14 protein-coding genes are annotated in these 22,704 nt (G+C 68.1%); 11 read left to right on the top strand and 3 right to left on the bottom strand.

Features of this window, described 5'->3' with window-relative positions:
* Positions 1-8 precede the first annotated feature (8 nt).
* The 6 genes from Y958_RS29995 to Y958_RS29970 all read left to right on the top strand — a co-directional run bounded on the left by Y958_RS29995 (position 9) and on the right by Y958_RS29970 (position 11,427).
* Positions 9-2,657, top strand: coding sequence for a beta-mannosidase (locus Y958_RS29995; RefSeq protein ID WP_244909703.1), 2,649 nt, complete (start codon positions 9-11; stop codon positions 2,655-2,657).
* Positions 2,654-5,260 (top strand): glycoside hydrolase family 3 C-terminal domain-containing protein, encoded by a 2,607-nt coding sequence (locus Y958_RS29990; protein ID WP_211098811.1) that lies wholly within the window; start codon positions 2,654-2,656, stop codon positions 5,258-5,260. The genes Y958_RS29995 and Y958_RS29990 overlap by 4 nt, the downstream gene beginning before the upstream one ends.
* Before the next feature lie 23 nt (positions 5,261-5,283).
* Positions 5,284-6,720 (top strand): glycoside hydrolase family 125 protein, encoded by a 1,437-nt coding sequence (locus Y958_RS29985; RefSeq protein ID WP_186291633.1) that lies wholly within the window; start codon positions 5,284-5,286, stop codon positions 6,718-6,720.
* Positions 6,721-6,785: 65 nt separating this feature from the next.
* Positions 6,786-8,633 (top strand): glycoside hydrolase family 35 protein, encoded by a 1,848-nt coding sequence (locus Y958_RS29980; protein WP_244909702.1) that lies wholly within the window; start codon positions 6,786-6,788, stop codon positions 8,631-8,633.
* 95 nt (positions 8,634-8,728) lie between these two features.
* Complete coding sequence (locus tag Y958_RS29975) at positions 8,729-11,062, top strand: GH92 family glycosyl hydrolase (RefSeq protein ID WP_088875791.1); 2,334 nt, start codon at positions 8,729-8,731, stop codon at positions 11,060-11,062.
* Between the two features lie 17 nt (positions 11,063-11,079).
* Entirely contained in the window at positions 11,080-11,427 is a 348-nt protein-coding gene (locus Y958_RS29970; RefSeq protein WP_211098810.1) for an L-rhamnose mutarotase, read from the top strand.
* 3 nt (positions 11,428-11,430) lie between these two features.
* On the opposite strand, the gene Y958_RS29965 is transcribed toward Y958_RS29970, so the two are convergent.
* Positions 11,431-12,930 carry a CoA-acylating methylmalonate-semialdehyde dehydrogenase gene (locus tag Y958_RS29965; protein ID WP_088875567.1) on the bottom strand — a complete coding sequence of 500 codons (1,500 nt, stop codon included), beginning with the start codon at positions 12,928-12,930 and terminating at the stop codon, positions 11,431-11,433.
* A 113-nt stretch (positions 12,931-13,043) separates the two neighbouring features.
* Between Y958_RS29965 and Y958_RS29960 the strand changes: the two genes are divergently transcribed.
* The gene (locus Y958_RS29960) at positions 13,044-13,928 is read left to right on the top strand and encodes a LysR family transcriptional regulator (RefSeq protein WP_088875566.1); all 885 of its coding nucleotides are present in this window, start codon (positions 13,044-13,046) and stop codon (positions 13,926-13,928) included.
* A gap of 4 nt (positions 13,929-13,932) precedes the next feature.
* Here the strand turns inward: Y958_RS29960 and Y958_RS29955 are convergent, their stop codons facing one another.
* Complete coding sequence (locus tag Y958_RS29955; protein ID WP_088875565.1) at positions 13,933-15,486, bottom strand: tannase/feruloyl esterase family alpha/beta hydrolase; 1,554 nt, start codon at positions 15,484-15,486, stop codon at positions 13,933-13,935.
* 280 nt (positions 15,487-15,766) lie between these two features.
* Here Y958_RS29955 and Y958_RS29950 point away from each other — a divergent pair, with 280 nt between their 5' ends.
* From Y958_RS29950 to Y958_RS29940, 3 genes are read left to right on the top strand one after another with little or no spacing between them, the layout of a single operon-like run.
* Positions 15,767-17,074 carry a CitMHS family transporter gene (locus tag Y958_RS29950; protein WP_088875564.1) on the top strand — a complete coding sequence of 436 codons (1,308 nt, stop codon included), beginning with the start codon at positions 15,767-15,769 and terminating at the stop codon, positions 17,072-17,074.
* A 26-nt stretch (positions 17,075-17,100) separates the two neighbouring features.
* Positions 17,101-18,450: an acyclic terpene utilization AtuA family protein gene (locus Y958_RS29945; protein ID WP_088875563.1), complete on the top strand. Its 1,350-nt coding sequence runs from the start codon at positions 17,101-17,103 to the stop codon at positions 18,448-18,450.
* A complete protein-coding gene (locus tag Y958_RS29940) occupies positions 18,447-18,746 on the top strand; it encodes an AtuA-related protein (protein ID WP_088875562.1) in 300 nt (99 codons plus the stop codon). The genes Y958_RS29945 and Y958_RS29940 overlap by 4 nt, the downstream gene beginning before the upstream one ends.
* Here Y958_RS29940 and Y958_RS29935 read toward each other — a convergent pair.
* On the bottom strand, positions 18,684-19,658 hold the full coding sequence (locus Y958_RS29935) for a LysR family transcriptional regulator (protein ID WP_088875561.1): 975 nt from the start codon (positions 19,656-19,658) through the stop codon (positions 18,684-18,686). The two genes, Y958_RS29940 and Y958_RS29935, sit on opposite strands and share 63 nt — an antisense overlap.
* Before the next feature lie 312 nt (positions 19,659-19,970).
* Here Y958_RS29935 and Y958_RS29930 point away from each other — a divergent pair, with 312 nt between their 5' ends.
* Positions 19,971-22,664, top strand: a complete 2,694-nt coding sequence (locus Y958_RS29930; protein ID WP_186291632.1) for a TonB-dependent receptor plug domain-containing protein — start codon at positions 19,971-19,973, stop codon at positions 22,662-22,664.
* Positions 22,665-22,704 lie beyond the last annotated feature (40 nt).

Below are 22,704 nucleotides of genomic sequence, written 5' to 3'. Positions count from 1 at the left end.
AATTTCCCATGCCGCGCGCCCTGAACCATTCCCTGTCCCTGGCGTTCGCCTTGGCGCTGATGGTGCCCTGCCAGGCCGAAGCGGCGCCGGTGACGCGGGATCTGGACCAGGGCTGGACCTTCCGCCTGGCGCCGCAGGATCCGGCCGCCAAGGCGCATGGGGGGGAGACGCAATGGCGGGCGGCCACCGTGCCGGGCGCGGTGCAGACCGACCTTCTGGCCCTGGGCCGCATCGGCGACCCGTTCTACCGCGACGCCGAGGCCGGCCTGCAATGGATCGGCCTAGCCGACTGGGACTACCGCACCACCCTGGCCGTGGATGAGACGACGCTGCGCCATGACCATGTCGACCTGGTGTTCGAGGGGCTGGACACCTTCGCCGACGTCAGCGTGAACGGCAAACCGCTGCTGTCGGCCGACAACATGTTCCGCCGCTGGCGCGTGCCGGTGAAACAGGCGCTGCGCCCCGGCACCAACACCCTGTCGGTGGCGCTGCACTCCCCCATCGCCAAGCTGCAACCCTGGCTGCTCAGGCAGCCCTATGCCCTGCCGGGCGAGTTCGACAGCGCCTTCGGTGATGAACCCGCGGGCAAGCAGACCTCCAACTACGTGCGCAAGGCCAACTATCAGTACGGTTGGGACTGGGGTCCCCGCTACGTCACCCTGGGCATTTGGCGGCCGGTGCGGCTGGAGGCCTGGGACGGCCCCCGCCTGGCCGATTTCCACATCGATCAGCAGAAGGTGGGAACAGAGGCGGCGGCGGTGCGGGCGGAGTTCGAGGTCGCCGCCGACCGGCCGGGCACCGTGCGCGTGACGGTCATCCCCACCGCGCCGGATGGCACGGCGCTGCCCGCCGTCACCCAGGACGTGACACTGGACGCCGGCACCAACCAGATCAGCCTGCCGGTACGCATCGACCATCCCCGCCTGTGGTATCCGGTGGGCTATGGTGCGCCCGACCTTTACACCTTCAAGGCGACCATCAGCGATGGCGCGGAGGTGGTGGCGACCACCGCGCGGCGCACCGGCCTGCGCCAGGTGGAACTGCGCCGCGCGCCCGACCAGTGGGGCAAGAGCTTCGAGTTCGTGGTGAACGGCATCCCCGTCTTCGCCAAGGGCGCCAACCTCATCCCCATGGACAGCTTCCCCAGCCGGGTGCCGGCGGAAACCGCCCGCGCCCTGCTGCAGTCGGCCCGCGACGCCAACATGAATATGTTGCGCATGTGGGGCGGCGGCCACTACCAGGACGATGCCTTCTACGACCTGGCGGACGAGATGGGTGTCATGGTGTGGCAGGACTTCATGTTCGGCGGCGCCATCACCCCCTACGACACCGCCTTCCGCGAGAGCAGCAGGGCGGAGGCGGTGGACCAGGTGAAGCGCTTGCGCGACCACCCCAGCATCGTCCTGTGGTGCGGCAACAACGAGGTGCAGACCGGCTGGGAATCCTGGCCCGACCGCCAGACGTTCAAGGACAGCATCGCCCCGGCGGAGCGGGAGCGCATCGTCACCGGCATGACCGTGCTGTTCGGCGACGTGCTGCGGGGCGTGGTGGCCAAGTACGCCGGCGGCGTGCCCTATTGGGCCAGCACCCCCAGCACCGATTTCGACGGCCCCGCCGACCAGATGGACGACGGCGACAAGCATTACTGGAAGGTGTGGTCCGGCTCCGCCCCGCTGGAGGATTACCTGGACACCACGCCGCGCTTCCAGTCCGAGTACGGCCTGCAATCCTTTCCCGTGATGCGCACGGTGCGCGCCTTCGCCAACGCGGAGGATCTGGCCAGCCCGAATTCGCCGGTCATGCGGGCGCACCAGAAGTTCGCCAATGGCAACGGCAACGACCGCCTGCTGTTCTACATCCGCAAATATTATGGCGAGCCTAAGGACTTCGCCGCCTTCGTCTACCTCAGCCAGGTGATGCAGGCGGAGGGCATACAGATGGCGGCGGAACACCTGCGCGCCTCACGACCGCACAGCATGGGCTCGCTGTACTGGCAGCTGAACGACGTCTGGCCCGGTGCCTCCTGGTCCAGCATCGACTATTTCGGCCGGTGGAAGGCGCTGCAGTTCCACGCCCGCCGCTTCTATGCCCCACTGCTGGCGGCGGCCCAGCGGCACAACGGCAAGACCGACGTCCATTTGGTGTCGGACCTGACCGCGCCGGTGGCGGCGCAATGGCGCCTGCGGGTCATGGACATGGACGGCACCGTCCGGCAGGAGCGCACGACGCCCGTCACCCTGGCGCCGCTGTCCAGCACCGACGCGGGGTCCTTCGAGGATGCTGCCCTGTTGAAGGGGGTGGATCCGGCCCGCACCGTCGCGGTGGTGGAACTGCTGCAGGGAGGCCAGCCGGTTTCGCGCGAGATCGTCTATTTCGCCGACGCCATCGACCTGTCCCTGACGGATCCGGGGCTGACCGCCGACCTGCAGCCGGCCGCCGACGGCTATAGCCTGACGATCAAGGCGCAGCGCCTGGCCCGTGGCGTCTGGGTGGAGTTCGGCGACCAGGACGCCAGCCTGTCGGATAACGCTATCGACCTGCTGCCGGGCCAGACGGTGACGTTGGCGGTGCGCAGTGCCGCCGACATCGCCGCCCTGCGCCAGGCCCTGTCCGTGCGCTCCCTGGCCGGCGCCACCAAGGGGACACGGTCGTGAAGCGGGTTCTCGCGCTGGGGGCGGCCCTGCTTTCCCTGGTCCTGCCCACCGGGGCTTGGTCGCAGACGGAAAGCGATGCGCTGGTCAACCGCATGACCCTGGCGGAGAAGATCGGCCAGATCCAGAGTGCGGCCCCGGCCATCCCGCGCCTGGATCTGCCGGCCTACGAATGGTGGAACGAAGGGTTGCACGGCGTCGCCCGTGCCGGTTACGCCACCGTTTTCCCCCAGGCCATCGGCCTGGCCGCCACCTGGGACACGGACCTGCTGCGCCGTGTGGGCGACACCGTTTCCACCGAGGCGCGGGCCAAGTACAACGCCGCTGGGCCCAAGGCCGATCATGACCGCTACCAGGGCCTGACCATCTGGTCACCCAACATCAACATCTTCCGCGATCCGCGCTGGGGGCGGGGGCAGGAAACCTATGGCGAGGATCCCTACCTGACCGGCCGCCTGGCCGTGGCCTTCATCCAGGGCATTCAGGGGCCGGATCCGGCCCATCCCAAGGCCATCGCCACCGCCAAGCATTTCGTCGTGCACAGCGGGCCGGAGGCTGGGCGCCACGCCTTCGACGTCGACGTCTCGCCGCATGATCTGGAGGCGACCTACCTGCCGGCCTTCCGCGCGGCGGTTACGGAGGGGCAGGTGGGGTCCGTCATGTGCGCCTACAACGCCCTGCACGGCACCCCGGTCTGTGCAGATCCGGAATTGCTGAACGGCCGGCTGCGGCGGGATTGGGGGTTCAAGGGCTATGTCGTGTCCGACTGCGACGCGGTGGACGACATGACACGTTTCCATCACTACCGCGCCGACAATGCCGGCTCGGCCGCCGCCGCGCTGCTGGCGGGCACGGACCTCAACTGCGGCGGCGGCGGCCGCTACGCCTATGCCGACCTGGGCGCCGCCGTCAGCCAGCACCTGGTGACGGAGGGTGCGGTGGACCAGGCGGCGCGGCGCGTCATGTCCGCCCGCGCCCGGCTGGGCGCCTTCACCGCCGCCGACCCCTACGCCGACATCGGGGCGGAGCGCATCGACGACGTGAACGCCCGCGCCCTGGCGCTGGAGGCGGCGCGCAAATCCATCGTGCTGCTGAAGAACCGCAACAACGCGCTGCCGCTGGTCCCCGGCTCCAACTTGGCCGTGGTCGGCCCCAACGCCGACGCGTTGGGGGTGCTGGAGGCCAATTATCACGGCACCGCCGTCCAGGCCTATACGCCCCTGGCGGCGCTGCGCATGGCCCCCGGCGTGGGCACAGTCCGCTACGCGCAGGGATCGACCCTGGCGGAGGGCGTGCCCGTGCTGGTGCCGGAGACGGCGCTGAAGACGGGGGCGGGCAGCGGGGCGGAGGCCGGCCTGACCGGCGACTATTTCGACAGCCTGGATTTCAGCGGCGAACCGCGCCTGACCCGCACCGACCGCACCGTCGATTTCGACTGGGACAAGGTGCCGCCGGTCCCCGGCATGGACGCGCGCCGCTACGCCGTGCGCTGGACCGGCCTGCTGGTGCCGCCGGGGCCGGGCGACTACACCCTGGCGGTGCGGGTGGACCGCTGCTTCGACTGCCAAGGGCACGACCCCGTGCGCCTGTACCTGGACGGCCGGCTGGTGCTGAACGACCCCGGCACCGGCAAGGACAGTGACCTCATGGTGCCCTTGCATGTCGAGGGCACCAGCCCCCACCGCCTGCGCCTGGAGCTGGTGCACAGCGGCCAGGACCAGGGTGTGCGCCTGATGTGGCTGGCCCCGGCGGAGGTCCAGCGGGCGGAAGCTTTGGCCGCCACCAAAGGCGCGGACGCCATCATCGCCTTCGTCGGCCTGTCGCCGGACGTGGAGGGGGAGGAACTGGGCATTGCCGTGCACGGCTTCGACGGCGGCGACCGCACCGACATCGGCCTCCCCCTGCCGCAGCGCCAGTTGCTGGAAGCCCTGGCCGGGACCGGCAAGCCCCTGGTGGTGGTGCTGATGTCCGGCAGCGCCGTGGCCCTGAACTGGGCGCAGGATCACGCCGACGCCGTGCTGGCCGCCTGGTATCCGGGGGAACGCGGCGGCCGGGCGCTCGCCGAGACGCTGACCGGCAGCAACAATCCGTCCGGCCGCCTGCCGGTGACCTTCTACCGCTCTGTCCGCGACCTGCCGCCGTTCGTCGACTATGCCATGGCCGGGCGCACCTACCGCTATTTCGAGGGTACGCCTCTATACCCCTTCGGCTTCGGCCTCAGCTACACCCGCTACGCCTATGACGATCTGACGCTGTCCGCGACCGATCTGGCGGCTGGCCAGCCGCTGACGGCCAGCGTCACGGTCAGGAACGTGGGCGACCATCCGGGTGAGGAGGTGGCGCAGCTGTACGTCACGCCGCCGTCCGGTCCCCTGGCGCCGCGGCGCCTGCTTGCCGGTTTCCAGCGCGTGCGCCTGGAACCGGGGGAGAGCAAGCGCGTGACCTTCCAGGTGCAGCTCCGTGACATCAGTGGCGTGGACGCCGCCGGCAACCGCGCGGTGGAGGCGGGGCGCTATCAGGTCTTCGTGGGTGGTGGCCAGCCGGACTTCACCCCGGGGGTGGAGAAGACGGTCGACATCCAGGGCCGTCAAGCCCTACCCAAATGAAGGGCCGAAATGAGGAAGACGCGATGATCAGCCGGCGTGACGCGCTGTGGGGCTTGGCGGGCGGCGCCCTGATCGGGGCCTTCCCGGCAGGGCATGCCCGTGCCGCCCCCCTTGCCAGCCGGCGCCCGCCGCCGGCCCAACGCAAGGTGTCCAGCCCGGCGGTGGAGCGGGAGCTGGCGCGGGTGAAGGCCGCCATCGCGGATCCAGAGCTGGCCTGGCTGTTCGAGAACTGCTTCCCCAACACCCTGGACACGACCGTGGAACTGGGACGGCTGGATGGCAAGGCCGACAGCTTCGTCATCACCGGCGACATCGAATGCCTGTGGCTGCGCGACAGCTCCGCCCAGGTGTGGCCCTACCTGCCGCTGGCCAGGAACGACGCCGTTTTGCGCCAGGTATTCCAGGGCCTGATCCACCGCCAGGCCCGCTGCATCCTGATCGACCCCTACGCCAACGCCTTCCTGCCGGACCCCAAGGGCACCACCCCCAACAAGTGGGCGGTGGACGACCTGACGGACATGAAGCCCGGCGTGGCGGAGCGGAAGTGGGAGATCGACAGCCTGTGCTATCCCATTCGCCTGGCCCACGGCTATTGGCGGGCCACCGGGGATGTGACGCCGTTCGATAAGGAATGGCGGGCGGCCACGCGCCTGGTGGTCGCCACCTTGCGCCAGCAGCAGCGCAAGGACGGCCCCGGCCCCTATCGCTTCCAGCGCAAGGCGGAGACGCCGACGGAAACCCTGGCGCTGGACGGCTACGGCTTCCCCACGCGCAAGGTGGGCATGATCCACGCCATGTTCCGCCCCTCGGATGACGCCTGCCTGTATGCCTTTAACATCCCCGGCAACCTGTTCGCGGTCGCAGCCCTCCGCCTGCTGGTGCCCCTCTGGCGCGCCGTGGGTGGGGAGGAAGCGCTGGCCCAGGACGCGCTGGCCCTGGCGGCGGAGGTCGAGACGGCGGTGCATGCCCATGGCCGCATGGCCGACGCAGCCGGCCAGGACATCTGGGCCTATGAGGTCGACGGCTTCGGCAACCGCCTGTTCATGGACGACGCCAATGTGCCCAGCCTGCTGGGCCTGCCCTACCTGGGCTGCTGCGCTGCCGACGATCCCCTGTACCGCCGCACGCGGGCGCGGGTGTGGAGCGACGACAACCCCTATTTCTTCCAGGGCACCGCCGGGGAAGGTGTTGGCGGCCCACATGAAGGCCTGCGCATGATTTGGCCCATGGCCATCATCGTGCGCGCCCTGACCAGCGACGACGACGCCGAGATCCGCCAGTGCCTGGCCTGGCTGAAGGCCACGCATGCCGGTACCGGCTTCATGCATGAGGCCTTCGACCAGGATGACCCCACCCATTTCACCCGGTCCTGGTTCGCCTGGGCCAACACCCTGTTCGGCGAACTGATGATCGACCTTCTGGCCCGCAAGCCGGCGCTGCTGCGCGCGCCCGTGCGCTGAGGGGGAGGACACGCATGCCGAAGCCTGACGGGGCCGCGCCCCAGCACCTCTCAAACCGGACAGCCATGATCCCCCGCAGAACCTTACTGGCCGGCGCCGCCGGTCTCACCGCTGGCGCCCTGGCGCCTTTCACCGCCGCGCGAGCCGGCACCAGCCGTTTCACCACCAACGGCGACCACTTCCTGCTGGACGGCCAGCCCCTGCAGATCCTGGCCGGGGAGCTGCACTATCCCCGCATCGCCCGTGCGGACTGGCGCGACCGCCTGCGCAAGCTGAAGAGCCTGGGGCTGAATACGCTCAGCGCCTACGTCTTCTGGAACGCCCATGAAAAGGCGCCGGGGCGGTATGACTTCACCGGCAACCTGGACCTGTCCGCCTGGCTGGCCCTGGCGCAGGAGGAGGGCCTGCACGTCCTGCTGCGCATCGGGCCCTACGCCTGCGCGGAATGGGACGGCGGCGCGTTGCCGGCCTGGGTTTTCGCGGACGAAAGCGTCAAGGCGCGGTCGCTGGACCCGACCTATATGGAGCTGTCCGGCCGCTGGCTGAAGCGGCTGGGGCAAGAGGTCGCCCATCTGGAGATCGACAAGGGCGGGCCGGTCCTGATGACCCAGGTGGAGAATGAGTACGGCTCCTTCGGGCAGGACCGCGCCTATATGGAGGCGGTGCGCGACCAGATCCGGTCGGCGGGATTCGACGGCGCGCTGTACACGGTCGACGGCGCGTCGGTCATCGAAAAGGGCACCCTGCCGTCGCTGATCAACGGCATCAATTTCGGCACCACGGACAAGGCGGAGGAGGAGTTCAAGCGCTACGCCGCGTTCAAGCCATCCGGTCCGCGCATCTGTACCGAACTCTGGGGCGGATGGTTCGATCATTTCGGCGAGGTGCATTCCGCGATGCCGGCGCCGCCCTTGCTCGACAGCCTGACATGGATGCTGGACCGCCAGATCTCGGTCAGCTTCTACATGGCGCACGGCGGTACGTCGTTCGGGTTCGATGCCGGCGCCAACTTCGATCGCAAGACCGAAACCTATCAGCCCGACATCTCCAGCTATGACTATGACGCCCTGTTCGATGAGGCCGGGCGCCCCACGCCGAAATTCAGCGCAGTGCTGGAGGTGATGAGGCGCTATCTGCCGGCGGAGCGGTTCGCCCCCCTGCCGGCGCCACAGAAGGCGCTGGAAATTCCCCGCTTCCGGCTGACCGAGACGGCGGCGGTTACGCCCCTGTTCGGCAGACCGGTGGCGGCGCCGGCCCCCCGGACGCTGGAATCCCTGGGTCAAAACCACGGTCTCATGCGCTATCGCCACCGGTTCGCCAAAGCCGCCAAAGGCACCTTGCGTATCGGCGAGGTCCGCGATTACGCCGTGGTGTCGGTCAACGGGCGCCGCGTCGGCGTGCTGGACCGGCGCCTGAGCGAACGGGAAATCACCCTGTCCGTCCAGGCGGGGGACAGCCTGGAGATCCTGGTCGACACCATGGGGCACGTCAATTATGGCGAGCGCATCGGCCGGGACCAGAAGGGCCTCATCGGCGGGGTGGCGCTGGAGGACCAGTCTTTGCAGGGCTGGACCCACGAGGGGTTGCCGCTGGACGACTTGGGCGGCCTGGCGTTCCGGGTTGGCACGGTGAGCGACGGCCCCGCCTTTCACCGCGGCACGTTCGAGGTCAAGGAGGCCGGCTACACCTTCCTCGACATGCGTGGCTGGGGCAAAGGCTACGCCTGGGTGAACGGCCACAATCTCGGCCGTCATTGGTCGGTCGGGCCGCAGCGCACCCTGTTCGTGCCAGAGAGCTTTCTCAAGGTCGGGGTGAATGAGGTCATCGTTTTCGACCTGCATCCAGTCCTGGACGCCAGCCTGGCCGGCGGTCGCGCGCAGATTTGGGACCTGCCCGGACAGGTCAAGGAATAGGTATCCACATAATCAGCCCGCCGGTTCCCGCGAGGGACGGTGGCACCGTGGGCGCCCCGCCAGCAGGCGGGGACGCGATGGGGAAGGAGAAGATCATGCTGACACGTCGGACGTTGCTGGGGGGCACCGCCGGCCTGGCCTTGCTGGGCGGACGTGGGCTGCCGGTGGCGGCGGCCTGGGCCAGGGAAGGGGCAGGGGAGGGCGAGGACCTCACCCGCTGGGTCGATCCCTTCATCGGCACCGGCGGTCATGGCCACACCTATCCCGGCGCCACCGTGCCCTTCGGCATGGTGCAACTGAGCCCGGACACGGACAATGGCCGCTGGGACTCTTGCTCCGGCTATCACCAGGACGACCGCACCCTGATGGGCTTTTCCCATACCCATCTCAGCGGCACCGGCGTGGGCGACATGCTGGACGTGCTGGTGGTGCCCAGGCTCGGCCCGGTCGTGCTGCAACCGGGCAGTCTTGAGTCTCCCGAGGGTGGTTACCGCGCCCGCTTCGACCATGCCGACGAACAGGCCACCCCCGGCTATTACCGCGTGCGGCTGAAGGACAGCGGGATCGCGGCGGAACTGACGGCCACGGCGCGTGCCGGTCTGCACCGCTATATCTTTCCGCAGGGAAAGGACGGGGCTCATCTGCTGGTCGACTTCCACCACGGCATGCAGGACAAGCACGGCGTGCCCACCCGGGTGACCGACGCCAGCCTGCGCCTGGTGGGCAACGACACCCTGGTGGGCGGCCGGCGGGTGCACCAGTGGGCCGACGGGCGCCACATCTACTTCGCCCTGAAGCTGTCCCGGCCCTTCACCACGGCGCAGCTCTATTCCGACGACCAGCCGGTGGCGGGCGACCAGGCGGCCGGCACCAACCTGAAGTGCGCGCTGCATTATCCCGACGCCGCCCAGGCGCCCCTGCTGGTCAAGGTCGGCCTGTCCGCCGTGGATGAGGCGGGCGCGCTACGCAACCTGCAGGGCGACATTCCCGGCTGGGATTTCGACCGCGTGCGGGTGGCGGCGCGCAACGCCTGGCAGGCGGAGCTGTCCCGCATCCGCATCGACGCGGATAGCGACGCCGACCGCCGCATCTTCTACACCGCCCTCTACCACGCCCTGCTGGCGCCCACCCTGTTCAGCGATGGGGACGGGCGCTATCGCGGCATGGACGACGCCGTGCATCAGATGCCGGCGGGGCGCCACACCTATTCCACCTATTCGCTGTGGGATACCTATCGCGCCCTGCACCCCCTGTTCACCTTGGTGCAGCCCGATCGCGTGCCCGACCTCGTGGACGGGCTGGTGCGCATGGCGGTGGAAAGCCCGGCCGGCCCGCCCGTCTGGCCGCTGCAGGGGCGGGAGACGGGCTGCATGATCGGCTGGCATTCCGCCGTGGTGTTGGCGGAGGCGCAGGCCAAGGGCTTCAAGGGCATCGACTACAAGGCCGCCTGGCCGGTGTTCCGCAAGCGGGCCTTCGAGGACACCACCCTGGGCATGGGCGAGTATCGGCGCCTGGGCTACATTCCCAGCGACACGGTGGATGAGGCGGTCAGCCGCACGCTGGAATACGCCTACGACGATTGGGCCATGGCCCATCTGGCGGCGGGGGCCGGCGCCCGCGACGACGCCCGCGCCCTGGCCGAACGCTCCCGCAATTACCGCCATGTCTTCGACCCGGCACTGACCTTCGTGCGCGCCCGCGACGGTGCCGGCAAGTGGATCGAGCCCTTCGATCCCCGTGCCATGGGTCACATGAAGAAATGGCGGGATTTCACCGAGAGCAACGCCTGGCAGGCCACCTTCCTGAACCAGCATGACCTCTACGGCTATATGGAGATGTTCGGCGGGGCCGGCGCGTTCGAGCGCAAGCTGGATGAGCTGTTCACCACCAGTTCCGAGATGCCGGCGGACGCGCCGCCGGACATCGCGGGCCTAGTGGGCCAATACGCCCACGGCAATGAGCCCAGCCACCACGTGGCCTATCTCTACGCCTACGCCGGCGCCCCTCATAAGACCCAGGCGCGGGTGCGCATGCTGTTGCGCACCATGCACCAGGACCAACCCGATGGCCTGGCGGGCAATGAGGATTGCGGTCAGATGAGCGCCTGGTACCTCATGAGCGCCCTGGGCCTTTATGCCGTCGACCCCGTGACGCCCATCTACGTCTTCGGCTCGCCCCTGTTCCGGCGGGCGGAGCTGACCGTGGGGCAGGGGCGCCGGCTGGTGGTGGAGGCGCCGGGCAACGGGCCCGACAGTCCCTATATCCAATCCGTCTCCTGGAATGGAGCAGCCTATACCAAGAGCTGGATCAGCCATGCCAGCCTGGCGGCGGGCGGCCGGCTGACTTTCCAGATGGGCCCCAAGCCCAACCCCCGCTTCGGTGCCGACGCGGCCGACCGGCCGCCGTCCTTCGCGCCCGTCAAGGTGTGAATATCACAAGAAAGACAATGATGAACCGCCATGTCCTGATGTTGGACCTGAAGTCCGATCCCGCCTTGATCGAGCGTTATCGCCAGTGGCACGCGCCCGGTAAGGTGCCGCCGGCCGTGGTGCGCGCCATCCGCCAGGCCGGCATCCTGGAGATGGAAATCCATCTCTGCGGCGACCGGCTGGCGATGATCGTGGAGGTGACGGATGACTACGACCCCGAAGCCAAGGCCGAGGCCGACGCCGCCGATCCCGACGTCCAGGCTTGGGAGGCGCTGATGGATACCTTTCAGCGCCCCTTGCCCTGGGCCAAGCTGGGGGAGAAATGGGTGCCGGCGGAACGCATCTTCAGCCTGGCCGAGCAGTAAGGCTCACTTCATCGTCGGCATGACGAACTCGGCGCCCGCGCGGATGCCGGTGGGCCAGCGGGTGGTGATGGTCTTCAGCCGGGTGTAGAAGCGGATGCCCTCGGGCCCATGCATGTGGTGGTCGCCGAACAGCGACTGCTTCCAGCCGCCAAAGGAATGGAAGGCCATGGGCACGGGAATGGGCACGTTGATGCCCACCATGCCCACCTGGATCTGGTGGGCGAACTCACGGGCGGCGTCGCCATCGCGGGTGAAGATGGCGGTGCCGTTGCCATAGGGATGATCGTTGATCAGCTGGGCCGCCTGGTCGTAGCTGTCTGCCCGCAACACCGACAGGACGGGACCGAAGATCTCCTCCCGGTAGATGCTCATGTCCGGCGTCACGTGGTCGAACAGCGTGCCGCCCAGGAAATAGCCGTTCTCATAGCCCTGCAGCCGGATGTCGCGACCGTCCACCACCAGTTTGGCGCCTGCGGCCACGCCGGCCTCGATGTAGCCGCGTACCTTGTCCAGGTGCTGGCGGGTGACCAGGGGGCCCATTTCCGACTGCGGATCGGTGCCCGGCCCCACCTTCAGCGTGCGCAGCCGGTCGGCCAGGCGGCCCACCAGGGCGTCGGCCGTGGCCTGGCCCACCGGCACCGCGACGGAAATGGCCATGCAGCGCTCACCCGCCGAACCGTAGGCGGCGCCCATCAGGGCGTCCACCGCCTGGTCCAGGTCGGCGTCGGGCAGGATGACCATATGGTTCTTGGCCCCGCCCAGGGCCTGGCAGCGCTTGCCGTGGCGCGCCGCCGTCTCATAGATGTACTGGGCGATGGGCGTGGATCCCACGAAACTGACGGCCTGCACCTGCGGGGCGGTGAGCAGCGCGTCGACCGCGACCTTGTCCCCGTTCACCACGTTGAAGACGCCGGCGGGCAGGCCCGCCTCCTCCAGCCACCGGGCGATGACCAGGGCGGCCGACGGATCCCGCTCCGATGGTTTCAGGATGAAGGTGTTGCCGGCGGCCAGAGCCACCGGGAACATCCACATGGGCACCATGGCCGGAAAGTTGAACGGGGTGATGCCGGCGACCACGCCCAGGGGCTGGCGCAGGGAATGGCTGTCCACCCGCGTGCCCACATTCTCCGTCACCTCGCCCTTCAGCAGGGTGGGGGCGGCCGTGGCGAACTCCACCACCTCCATGCCCCGCTGGATCTCGCCCAGGGCGTCGGAGTGCACTTTGCCATGTTCGGACACGATGATGGCGGCCAGTTCGTCCGCCCGATCCTCCAGGATGCGCAGGAAGCGGTTCAGGATGCGGGCGCGGCGCAGGGGCGGGGTGGCGGCCCAGGCGGGAAAGGCAGCAGCAGCCGCCGCCACGGCCGCCGCCACCTCATCGACGGAGGCGAGGTCGACGCGGGCCGTCTCCTCACCCGTCGCCGGGTTGTAGACCGGCGCGGTGCGGCCGGACCGGCCAGCCTGGGGGCGGCCAGCGATGTGATGGGGGATGGATTTGGTCATGGCGCTCGTTCCTCCGCCGGGTCTTATCCCCTCGCTTATCCGGCTTGCAGAACTGCGCATCAACCTGCAATGTCGCGGCTTCGTTGTGCAGATTTTATAGTCTGGATATGTCGATGGAATGGGATCAGGTCCGCGTCTTCCTGGCCGTGGCCCGTGCTGGGCAAATCCTGGGGGCTGGCCAGCGCCTGGGCCTGAACCACGCCACGGTGGCCCGACACCTGACAGCGCTGGAAACGTCCCTGGGCGTGCTGTTGGTGGAGCGCCGGCCCCAGGGCTGCACCCTGACACCGGCGGGTGAGACGCTGATGGCGGCGGCCGAGCGCATGGAGTCCGAGCTGCTGCAGGCGGGGTCCATCCTCTCCGGCAGTGCCGACCGGCTGACCGGCACGGTGCGGGTGGGCGCGCCGGACGGCATCGGCACCTATTTCCTGGCGCGGGAACTGGGCGCCTTGGCGGAACGGCATCCCGGCCTGACCATCCAGCTGGTGCCCCTGCCGCGCACCTTCTCCCTCTCCCGGCGCGAGGCGGACCTGGTCATCACTCTGGAACAGCCGGACCACGGCCGGCTGATGGTGCGCAAGCTGACCGACTATTCCTTGAGCCTTTATGCCAGTCAGAGGCATCTGGACCGCCATGGCCCTCTGGGTACGACGGCGGATCTGGCCGGCCGGCTGTTCGTCACCCATGTCGAGGATTTCGCCTACAGCCGGGCGCTCGACTACGCCGGAGAAGTCGGCCGCCACACCGACCGCCATTACGAATGCGGCAGCGTCGTCGCCCAGATCGAGGCGGTGCGGTCCGGCCACGGCATCGGCGTGCTGCATGATTACGCGGCTGCGGGCTTTCCGGAACTGGTGCGGGTGCTGCCGGACATACGCTTCACCCGCACCTACTGGCTGCTGAGCCACCCGGACAGCCACCACACCCGGCGTATTGCCGCTGTGCGCGAGCACATCGCCGACCGCATCGCCGCTGCACGCGGCATGATGCTGGCCTGAGCCGTCACCAGCAGGTGAAGTTCGCCGCCTCGTCGCTGGAGCCCTTGCCGGTCCAGTGGGCGACGGCGGGGTAGGGGCACAGGGGCCGGGTGCGCAGCACGGCGGAGGTGGGGTCCAGATCCTTCTCGTGCTTGGCCGCGACCAGCCGGTCCGGCGCCTTGCCCTGTTCCACCCAAGCGCGCAGGGCGGTTACGGCATCGAAACGGTTGGGGCCGGGGCCGCCATAGCAGTGCCCCATGCCCGGCGCCATGAACAGGCGGAAATATCCCCCCAGCCGCGCCCGCGCCTGGGCCGGATCGGACGTGCCCGCCACAGCCTGGTAATACTGGATGGGATAGGTCTGGGCGTTCAGCTGGTCGGCCCAGCCCTGGCTTATGATCAGTTTGCCGCCTCGCGCCTTGAAGGCGGACAGGTCCGGCGACACGGCGGTGATGGTGGCACCGACCTTTTCGTCCGTCAGCGTCACGTCCCGGTCGAAGTCGAAGTCCTGCCAGCGCCAGGACAGGTTGTCGTAGACCATGTTCTGGAACAGGGGGATGACATAGGCTTCCAGCAACTTGCCCTGCTGCAGGTCCCAGCCCCATTCGCTGCCCGGCACCAGGCCGGGATAGATCGCCTCGCCCGTGCGCGGGTTGCGCGGGCCGGCATAGAGCGCGCGCACGGCGGCCACCTGCGGCGCCGTCAGGCAGGCCGTGGTGTCCGTGGCATCAGGCTTACATTGCAGCACGCCAGGGTCGAACCGGCAGGCCTGCGGGTTCTCGATCAGCCCGTCCTTGACGCCATCGGCGGCATCGCAAGCGTTCAGCGCCGCCTGGTGCAGCAGGGTCAGCTTTTCCGCCGACAGGGTGCTGGCGGGATCCAGCAGCGTCGCCCGCGAACTCCACAGGAAGCTCATCATCAGGCGGGTGTAGTTCATGCCCGGCGCGCCGGCATGGATGCCGTCATAGTCGCCGGGAAAATACTCCGCCTCCGTCATGGCCTGGGCGCCGCCGGTGGAGCAGCCTTCGAAATAGGCCTTGGCCGCCGGCGTGCCATAGCGGGCGGCGACGATGGCCTTGGCCGCCACGGTCATGCGGTGGATGGAGTTGTGGCCCCAGTTGGCCAACTGGGTGGGGTCGTGCATCCAGTCCAGGCGGGTACCGGGCTTGCCTTCCGCCGGGCCGTGGCCCGTGTCGGTACCGGCCACGGCATAGCCGGCGCGCAGGGCTGGGCCCATGGCGTAATAGCTGAAGTTGCCGGCGAAGCCGCCGTTGCCCACGCCCTGGAAGCGGCCGTTCCACCCGGCCTCGGGCAGCCAGACCTCCACCTTCACATCCGTCTCGGCCATGGCCACCACGCGGCAGAAGGCGGGCAGGTCGGGGAAGGTGACGGTGCCGTCCGGCGCCTTGTAGGGGCCGGCGGCCACGGGCTCGGCCGACAGGACGCGCGCCTCGGGCAAGCTGCGCCCGGCCAGGCTGGCGCAGTCTACGCTCGGGGTGGCCGCCAGGGCCGCAGGGGCGTTCGCGGCCCATACCAGCAAGGCGCCGGCCGCCGCCCCCATCCAGGTCATCACACGCATGGTCAACCTCCCCACCCTATTCTGTCTTCTGTCCCTGGGAATGCCATGGCGGAAGGGCGGAAGGAATTAGATTAACTTTATGCGATTGATAGATTTTGATTATCGCTGCTGCCCGGCCCCGGGAGGGTCAGCGTGGAATTCATTAAACTTTACTATCGCAAATATAGAACAAATCTATTTCCCTTATCGGGCCCTCCTCCTTAACCCTAGGGATCGAACCATCAGGCGCCAAGGGCCACGACGTCCGGGCTGAACCGGACGCGGGAGAAGGGGGAGAGGCATGATCGCGGTACTGGGTTTCGGTACGGTCACCGTCCTGTTCCTGGCCATTCTCAGCAACCGGCTATCACCCCTGGTGGCCCTGATCGCCGTGCCCGTCGCCGGGGCGCTGCTGGGTGGCTTCGGGCTGGAGACCAGCCGTTTCATCCTGGACGGCATCAAGGCCATCGCCCCCGTGGCCGGCATGTTCGTCTTCGCCATCCTCTATTTCGGCGTGGTCACCGATGCTGGCATGCTGGACCCCATCATCAGCCGCATCCTGCGGCTAGTGGGGCATCGGCCCTGGCGCATCACCGTTGGTGCTGCCTTTTTGGCGCTGCTGATCCATCTGGACGGGTCGGGGGCGGTGACCTTCCTGGTGACCATCCCCGCCATGCTGCCGCTGTTCGACCGGTTGGGCATGGACCGGCGCATCCTGGCCTGCGTCACCTCGCTGGCGGCGGGGGTGAACTTCCTGCCCTGGACGGGCCCCATGATCCGCGCCGCCGCCGCCCTGCACCTGCCGGTGTCCGACATCTTCCGCCCGTTGGTGCCGGTTCAGGTGGCGGGCCTGGCCTTCGTCTTCGCGGCCGCCTGGTGGCTGGGCCGGCGGGAGGAACGCCGCCTGACCCAGGCTGGAACGCTGGCGGGCGCAGGCCCCGTCCCGGCCGCCGAACGGCCGTTGACGGCGGAGGAGCGGGCGTTGCGCCGCCCCCGGCTGTTCTGGGTGAACCTGGCCCTGACGGTCGCCGTCATGACGGTCATGGTGGGCGGCTGGGTGGATCCGGTGGTCATGTTCATGCTGGGCACCGTAGCGGCCCTGATGCTGAACTACCCCGACGTGGCGGAACAGCGCCGGCGGGTGGATGCCCATGCCAAGGCGGCGCTGATGATGGCCGGCATCCTGCTGGCCGCCGGCGCCTTCACCGGCATCATGCAGGGCAGCGGCATGCTGAAGGCCATGGCCGGCGCGGCGGTGTCCGTGATGCCGTCCGGCATGGCGGGGCACATCCCCGTCATCCTGGGCGTGCTGTCCATGCCGCTCAGCCTGCTGTTCGATCCAGACTCCTTCTACTTCGGCATCCTGCCGGTCATCGCCTCGGTTCACGGCAGCTTGGGCGGCCAGCCCGTGCATGTGGCGCAGGCCGCCGTGCTGGGCCAGATGACCACCGGCTTCCCCGTCAGCCCCCTGACGCCCGCCACCTTCCTGGTCATCGGGCTGACCGGCATCGGGCTGGGAGAGCATCAGAAATTCAGCATCCCCTATCTGTTCGGCGCCACACTGCTGATGACGGCGGCCGCCGTCGTCATCGGCGTGCTGCCCCTGTAGGGATCCGCGACCAGGAGGCATCCGCGTTGAAACGCGTCAGACTAGGCACCGGCGCCGGCTATTCCGGCGACCGTATCGAGCCGGCGGTGGAACTGGCCGAGGCGGGGGACATCCGCTATCTGGTCTTCGAATGCTTGGCCGAACGGACCATCGCCCTGGCCCAATTGGCCAAGCGGCGGGATCCCTCCGCCGGCTTCGACCCCCTGCTGGCCGACCGCATGGCGGCCGTTCTGCCCGCCTGCCGGCGCAATGGCATCACCATCATCACCAATATGGGGGCCGCCAACCCCCATGCCGCCGGCGCCGCCGTGGCGGCCGTCGCGCGGTCCTTGGGCCTGGGGCCGTTGCGCATCGCCATCGTCACCGGCGATGACGTGACGGAGATCATCCGCGCCCGCCAGGACCTGACGATCGAGGAAACGGGCGCCCCGGTATCCAGCCTGGCGGACAGCCTGGTGGCCGCCAACGCCTACCTGGGGGCGGAGCCCATCGTGCGGGCGCTGAAGGACGGGGCCGACGTGGTCGTCACCGGCCGGGTGGCCGACCCGTCGCTGTTCCTGGCGCCGCTGGTGCATGAATTCGGCTGGGCGGCGGATGACTGGACACTCATGGGCAAGGGCACGCTGGTCGGCCACCTCATGGAATGCGCCGGCCAGGTCAGCGGCGGCTATTTCGCCGATCCCGGCTACAAGGACGTGCCCAACCTGGCGCGCCTGGGTTTCCCCCTCGCCGAGGTCGCGGCCGATGGCGCCGCCACCATCACCAAGGTGGCGGGCAGCGGCGGCCTGATCACCGGCGCCACCTGCCGGGAGCAGCTGCTGTATGAGGTGCACGATCCCGCGCGCTATCTGACGCCGGACGTGGCGGCCGATTTCAGCGGCGTGTCCATCACCGAGGCGGGCCCCGACCAGGTACGGGTGGATGGCGGCAGCGGGGCGGCACGGCCCGGCAGCCTCAAGGTCTCGCTGGGCTACAGCGACGGTTACATCGGCGAGGGCCAGATCTCCTACGCCGGTCCCGGCGCCCTGGCGCGGGCGCGCCTGGCCCGCGACATCGTGGCGGAACGTCTGCGCATCATCGGCCTGCCCTTGCGCGAACTGCGGCTGGACCTCATCGGCGTGGACGCCATCCATGGGCCGGAGCTGTCGGCGGCGGCCCCCGAACCCTATGAGGTCCGCCTGCGCGTCGCCGGCCGGACCCATACCCTGAAGGATGCCGAGCGCATCGGCAACGAGGTGGAGGGGCTGTACACCAACGGCCCGGCCGGCGGCGGCGGCGCCACCAAGATGGCCAAGGAGGTCATCGCCGTGCAATCGACCCTGATCCCGCGCGAGCTGGTCAATCCGCAAGTCCACATGATGGAGGTTCAGCCATGAAGCTGCGCGAGCTGGCCCATTCCCGCACGGGGGACAAGGGCAACACCTCCAACATCTCCGTCATCGCCTATCGGACGGAGGATTACACCCGGCTGGAGGCGGCGGTGACGGTGGAGCGGGTGCGCCACCACCTGGGCGCCCTGATCCAAGGGGAGGTGGTGCGCTATGCCCTGCCGGGGCTGGGGGCGCTGAACTTCGTCCTGACGCGCACGCTGGGCGGCGGCGTCACGCGATCACTGGCCCTGGACGCCCACGGCAAGTGCCTCAGCTCCGCCATCCTGGACCTCGACATTTAGGCAAGCCCCCGACGTCGCCGTGCAGGAGTTGGCCGCCGCCAGCAGCACCTTGGTGAATTCCTCCACCGCCGGCAGCAGCGAGCTTCCCCGGCGCTTGATGATGACGATGCGGCGGACGAAGCCGGCATCGTCGATCGGCCGCGTGGCGATGTCGGCAAAGCCCCGGATCTCGATGGCGGAGGCAGGCAGGATGGCCAGGCCCAGGCCAGCGCGCACCATGCTGACCGCCGTGGACATGTACGTCGCCTCGCACGCGGGGGTGGCGATGGAACCGGCGCCGGCGAAGGCCTCATCCACAAGGCGGCGCACGCTGGTGTCCTTGTCCATCAGCACCAGCGGGAATTGGGAAATGACGGGCACGGAGGCCAACGGCAGCTCACCCGCCGCATGGCCCCGGGGATAGACCAGCACCAGCCGGTCCTCACAGACGTCGATGGTGTCCAAATCCGGCTCATCCACGCCGCCGACGCCGATGCCGAAGTCCACCTCCTCATTGCGCACCATGGCCAGCACGCGCTTGCCCACCGCGTCCTTCAGCACGAAGGAGACGCGGGGGTTGCGGGCGCGGAAGTCCGCGATCAGGGCGGGCAGGGGCCCGGCGGCGAAGCTGGGCAGCACGGCCACCCGGATGGTGCCGCGCGGCTCTTCCGAGAATTCCCGGATGTCGGCCATGGCGCCGTCGAAATCCTTCATCAGGCGCTGGAACACGGGCAGCAGTTCCTGACCCACGCGGGTCAGCTGCACCGATCGGGTGTTGCGGTCGAACAGGCGCAGGCCGATCTGGTCCTCCAGCTGGCGGATGCGGATGGTCAGGGCGGGCTGGGAAATGTTCAGCGCGCCGGCGGCCCGGGTAAAGCCGCCGAGCCCGACCACCGCCAGGAAGGCGCGGATCTGCCGAAGATTGACATCCATATAAATTCCTTATCACAGCAACCTCATTCATCACAATCGTTGCCGCGCTGAAGGCGGCAGTTTTGCGATGGTTGCATTGATAAGCGCCGTTTATTAATGCATGTAAAAAACAAATTTTACAAATCTAACGACCCCTACAATACTCCTCATGAATAGAGAAGGCGATGCCGTCGTGGGTCGGCATAAAACGCCAATCGGGGAGGGGAAATAATGAAAATTGAAAGTGTATCTGCGTCTGGATTTGCAGCCAATCTGCGGGCGACCGCTTCGGTCGTGGCGCTCATTTCTTTGTGCGTGGCGGCCAATCCTGCAATGGCTCAGCAGAAGGACGTGGATCCGGCCGACGACGGCATCGCGGAGATCGTCGTTACCGGCACCTACCTCAAGGTGAAAAGCCAGGCCGATATTCCCGACCCCACCCAGACCCTGGACCGCGACGCCATCAGCCGTTCAGGCGTTAGCAACCTCAGCCAGCTGACCAATCTGACCCCCGCTAACATCGGCAGCATGGGCGGCGCGCAGGATCTGTCCAAGGGCGGACCGGAAAACCACGGCTCCCGCTCCGCCAACCTGCGCGGCCTTGGCCCGTCCTCCACCCTGGTGCTGCTGAACGGCCACCGCACGGCGGCCACGGACACCGACAGCAACCTCAACCCCTACGTCAACCTGAACACCCTGGTGCCGCTGATCGAAATCCAGCGGGTGGAGACGGTGCTGGACGGCGCATCGGCCCTCTATGGTTCCGACGCCATCGCCGGTGTCATGAACTTCATCACCGATGACAAGTTCAACGGCGTGGCCGCGGGCGGGCAGTACACCTTCATCGACGGGGCGCCCAAGTATTTGGCGGAGGGCATGTTCGGCGGCGGCGGCGACCGCTTCCACGTCGTGGGATCGTTCAGCTACGAACACCAGAAGAACCTGCAGAATTCCCAGCGCCGGGTGACCAACTTCTACAGCCCCTCGGGCACGTCGCAGCCGGGCAACTTCATCCTGTCCTCGGCCCCGCACACCGCCAGCGGCGGCGACGTCGTCATCAACAACGGCGTCAACGGCGCCATCGATTACACCCAGCTGTACAACAACACCGTGGCGGCCCGGGTCGCCGCCGGGGCCAACCCCACCGCGGCGGCCACCAAGAACGTGCAGGTGGCGGACCCCAGCTGTGACGTCCCCGGCACCGGCGGTGTGTTCGTGGGCAACAGCTTCCCCCTGGGCGCCTGCCAGTTCAGCTACCAGGCCATGAACCCCATCCAGCCGGCCTACAAGCAGGTGCTGTCGCATGTGCGCGGCACCTATGACCTGACGGACACCCAGCAGATCTTCTTTGAAGGCCGCTATTACTTCCAGGATTCCGACCGTTACGGTGTCGCCAGCACACCCATCACCCGCGGCAACATTATCGTGCCCGCCAACAACCCCGGCAATCCCTTCGGCGTGCCGGTCACCTTTCTGGGCCGTGTCATGGGCGTGAATGGCCCCCATGACGACGACAAGACGGATTTGACCGGCACCCACCTGGTGCTGGGCGCCAAGGGCAAGCTGTGGGGCGATTGGGAATATTCGCTGGACGGCGTCTATTCCCGTGAGCAGCAGGTCTACGACGTCAAGGAAACCGACCTGGTGTCGCTGCAATACGCCGTCAACGGCTATGGCGGCGCCGGCTGCCCGGTATCCTTCAATGGCACCGCCAGCTTCGTGCCCGGCACCAACGGCTGTTCCTACTTCAGCCCCTTCGGCAAGGACCAGAAGGTCAACAGCCAGGCGGTCATCGACCAGTTCTTCACCTACACCACCTCGCGCACCGTGTCGGAATACATGATCGCGGAGGGGGTGGTGACGGGGAAGCTGTTCGACCTGCCCGGCGGCACCAGCGCGCTGGCCGTGGGTGGTCAGTTCCGTAACGAATATCGCTCCATCCTCTATGACGCCTTCCGCACCAGCGGCCGCACCGCCTACCTGCCGCCGGGGGTGTCGGGATCGGGCACGCGCCAGATCGGCAGCGGCTTCGCCGAGCTGGGCCTGCCCATCCTGAAGGACCTCTATGTCGACGGCGCCATCCGGTATGAGGATTATGGTCCCTTCGACAGCATCGACCCCAAGATCGGCGTCAACTGGCACGCGACGCCGGAACTGACCCTGCGGGCCGCGGCCAGCACTGCTTTCCGCGCGCCGGCCCTGGCCCAATCGGTGGGCAGTGCTGCCACCAGCGGCACGTCCAACCTGTATGACCCGCTGGTGGCCGGGGACAAAGGCACCTTCCGCAACGTCAACACGGTGCCCAACAACAAGCTGCAGCCGGAAACCTCAACCAACTACGATCTGGGCATCACCTGGAACCCCATCCGCCACGCCGAGGTGTCGGTCGATTACTGGAACTATGACTTCAAGAAAAAGATCGCGCTGCAGAACGCCCAGGCCGTGATCAACGCCGACCCGACAGGGCCGGCCGTCATCCGCGACGCCAGCGGCACGCTGGTGGGTGTCAATGTCGGCTATTTCAACGCCGGTGCGGTCACGACCGATGGCATCGACGTCTCCGCCGCCTACACCTGGGACCTGGACGACCATGAACTGACCCTGCGCAGTACGCTGGCCTACATCCACAGCTATGAGATCCAGAACAACCCGGGCGGGCCCATCTATGAGGTGGTAGGCCACCGCAACGCCAACAGCTTCGCCCCCGTCACGCCGCGCTGGCGCGACAACACCTACCTGACCTGGGAGCATGGGCCCCACACCGCCACCCTGACCATGCGCTACACCTCCGGTGTGGTGGACGATTACGGCGTGAACCTGGGGGCAGCCAGTTCCGCCACGGTGGGGTCCTGGGTGGTGTGGGATGCGCAGTACGCCTTCCAGGCCACGGATGCCATCCGGGTCAGCGTGGGTGCGGTCAACCTTCTGGACCGCGATCCGCCCTGGGCCAAGTTCACCGGCTATCTGCCCAGTCTGGAGGATGCGCTGGGCCGGCAGGTTTATATCCGGCTGGACACCAAGTTCTGACGCGACATGCAGGCTGGCGGTCCGTCACAGGGCCGCCAGC

It is taken from the genome of Nitrospirillum viridazoti CBAmc, from assembly GCF_000730165.1.
Lineage (GTDB): Bacteria > Pseudomonadota > Alphaproteobacteria > Azospirillales > Azospirillaceae > Nitrospirillum > Nitrospirillum viridazoti.
The sequence above is the reverse complement of the archived record's forward strand: the minus strand, read 5'-3'. Positions and strand labels throughout refer to the sequence as shown.

Excerpts from the sequence above, each read along its gene's own strand:
- Y958_RS29995 (WP_244909703.1), top strand. The coding sequence starts at position 9 with ATGCCGCGCGCCCTGAACCATTCCCTGTCCCTGGCGTTCGCCTTGGCG.
- Y958_RS29985 (WP_186291633.1), top strand. The coding sequence starts at position 5,284 with ATGATCAGCCGGCGTGACGCGCTGTGGGGCTTGGCGGGCGGCGCCCTG.
- Y958_RS29980 (WP_244909702.1), top strand. The coding sequence starts at position 6,786 with ATGATCCCCCGCAGAACCTTACTGGCCGGCGCCGCCGGTCTCACCGCT.
- Y958_RS29975 (WP_088875791.1), top strand. The coding sequence starts at position 8,729 with ATGCTGACACGTCGGACGTTGCTGGGGGGCACCGCCGGCCTGGCCTTG.
- Y958_RS29970 (WP_211098810.1), top strand. The coding sequence starts at position 11,080 with ATGATGAACCGCCATGTCCTGATGTTGGACCTGAAGTCCGATCCCGCC.
- Y958_RS29965 (WP_088875567.1), bottom strand. The coding sequence starts at position 12,930 with ATGACCAAATCCATCCCCCATCACATCGCTGGCCGCCCCCAGGCTGGC.
- Y958_RS29960 (WP_088875566.1), top strand. The coding sequence starts at position 13,044 with ATGGAATGGGATCAGGTCCGCGTCTTCCTGGCCGTGGCCCGTGCTGGG.
- Y958_RS29955 (WP_088875565.1), bottom strand. The coding sequence starts at position 15,486 with ATGCGTGTGATGACCTGGATGGGGGCGGCGGCCGGCGCCTTGCTGGTA.
- Y958_RS29950 (WP_088875564.1), top strand. The coding sequence starts at position 15,767 with ATGATCGCGGTACTGGGTTTCGGTACGGTCACCGTCCTGTTCCTGGCC.
- Y958_RS29940 (WP_088875562.1), top strand. The coding sequence starts at position 18,447 with ATGAAGCTGCGCGAGCTGGCCCATTCCCGCACGGGGGACAAGGGCAAC.
- Y958_RS29935 (WP_088875561.1), bottom strand. The coding sequence starts at position 19,658 with ATGGATGTCAATCTTCGGCAGATCCGCGCCTTCCTGGCGGTGGTCGGG.
- Y958_RS29930 (WP_186291632.1), top strand. The coding sequence starts at position 19,971 with ATGGCTCAGCAGAAGGACGTGGATCCGGCCGACGACGGCATCGCGGAG.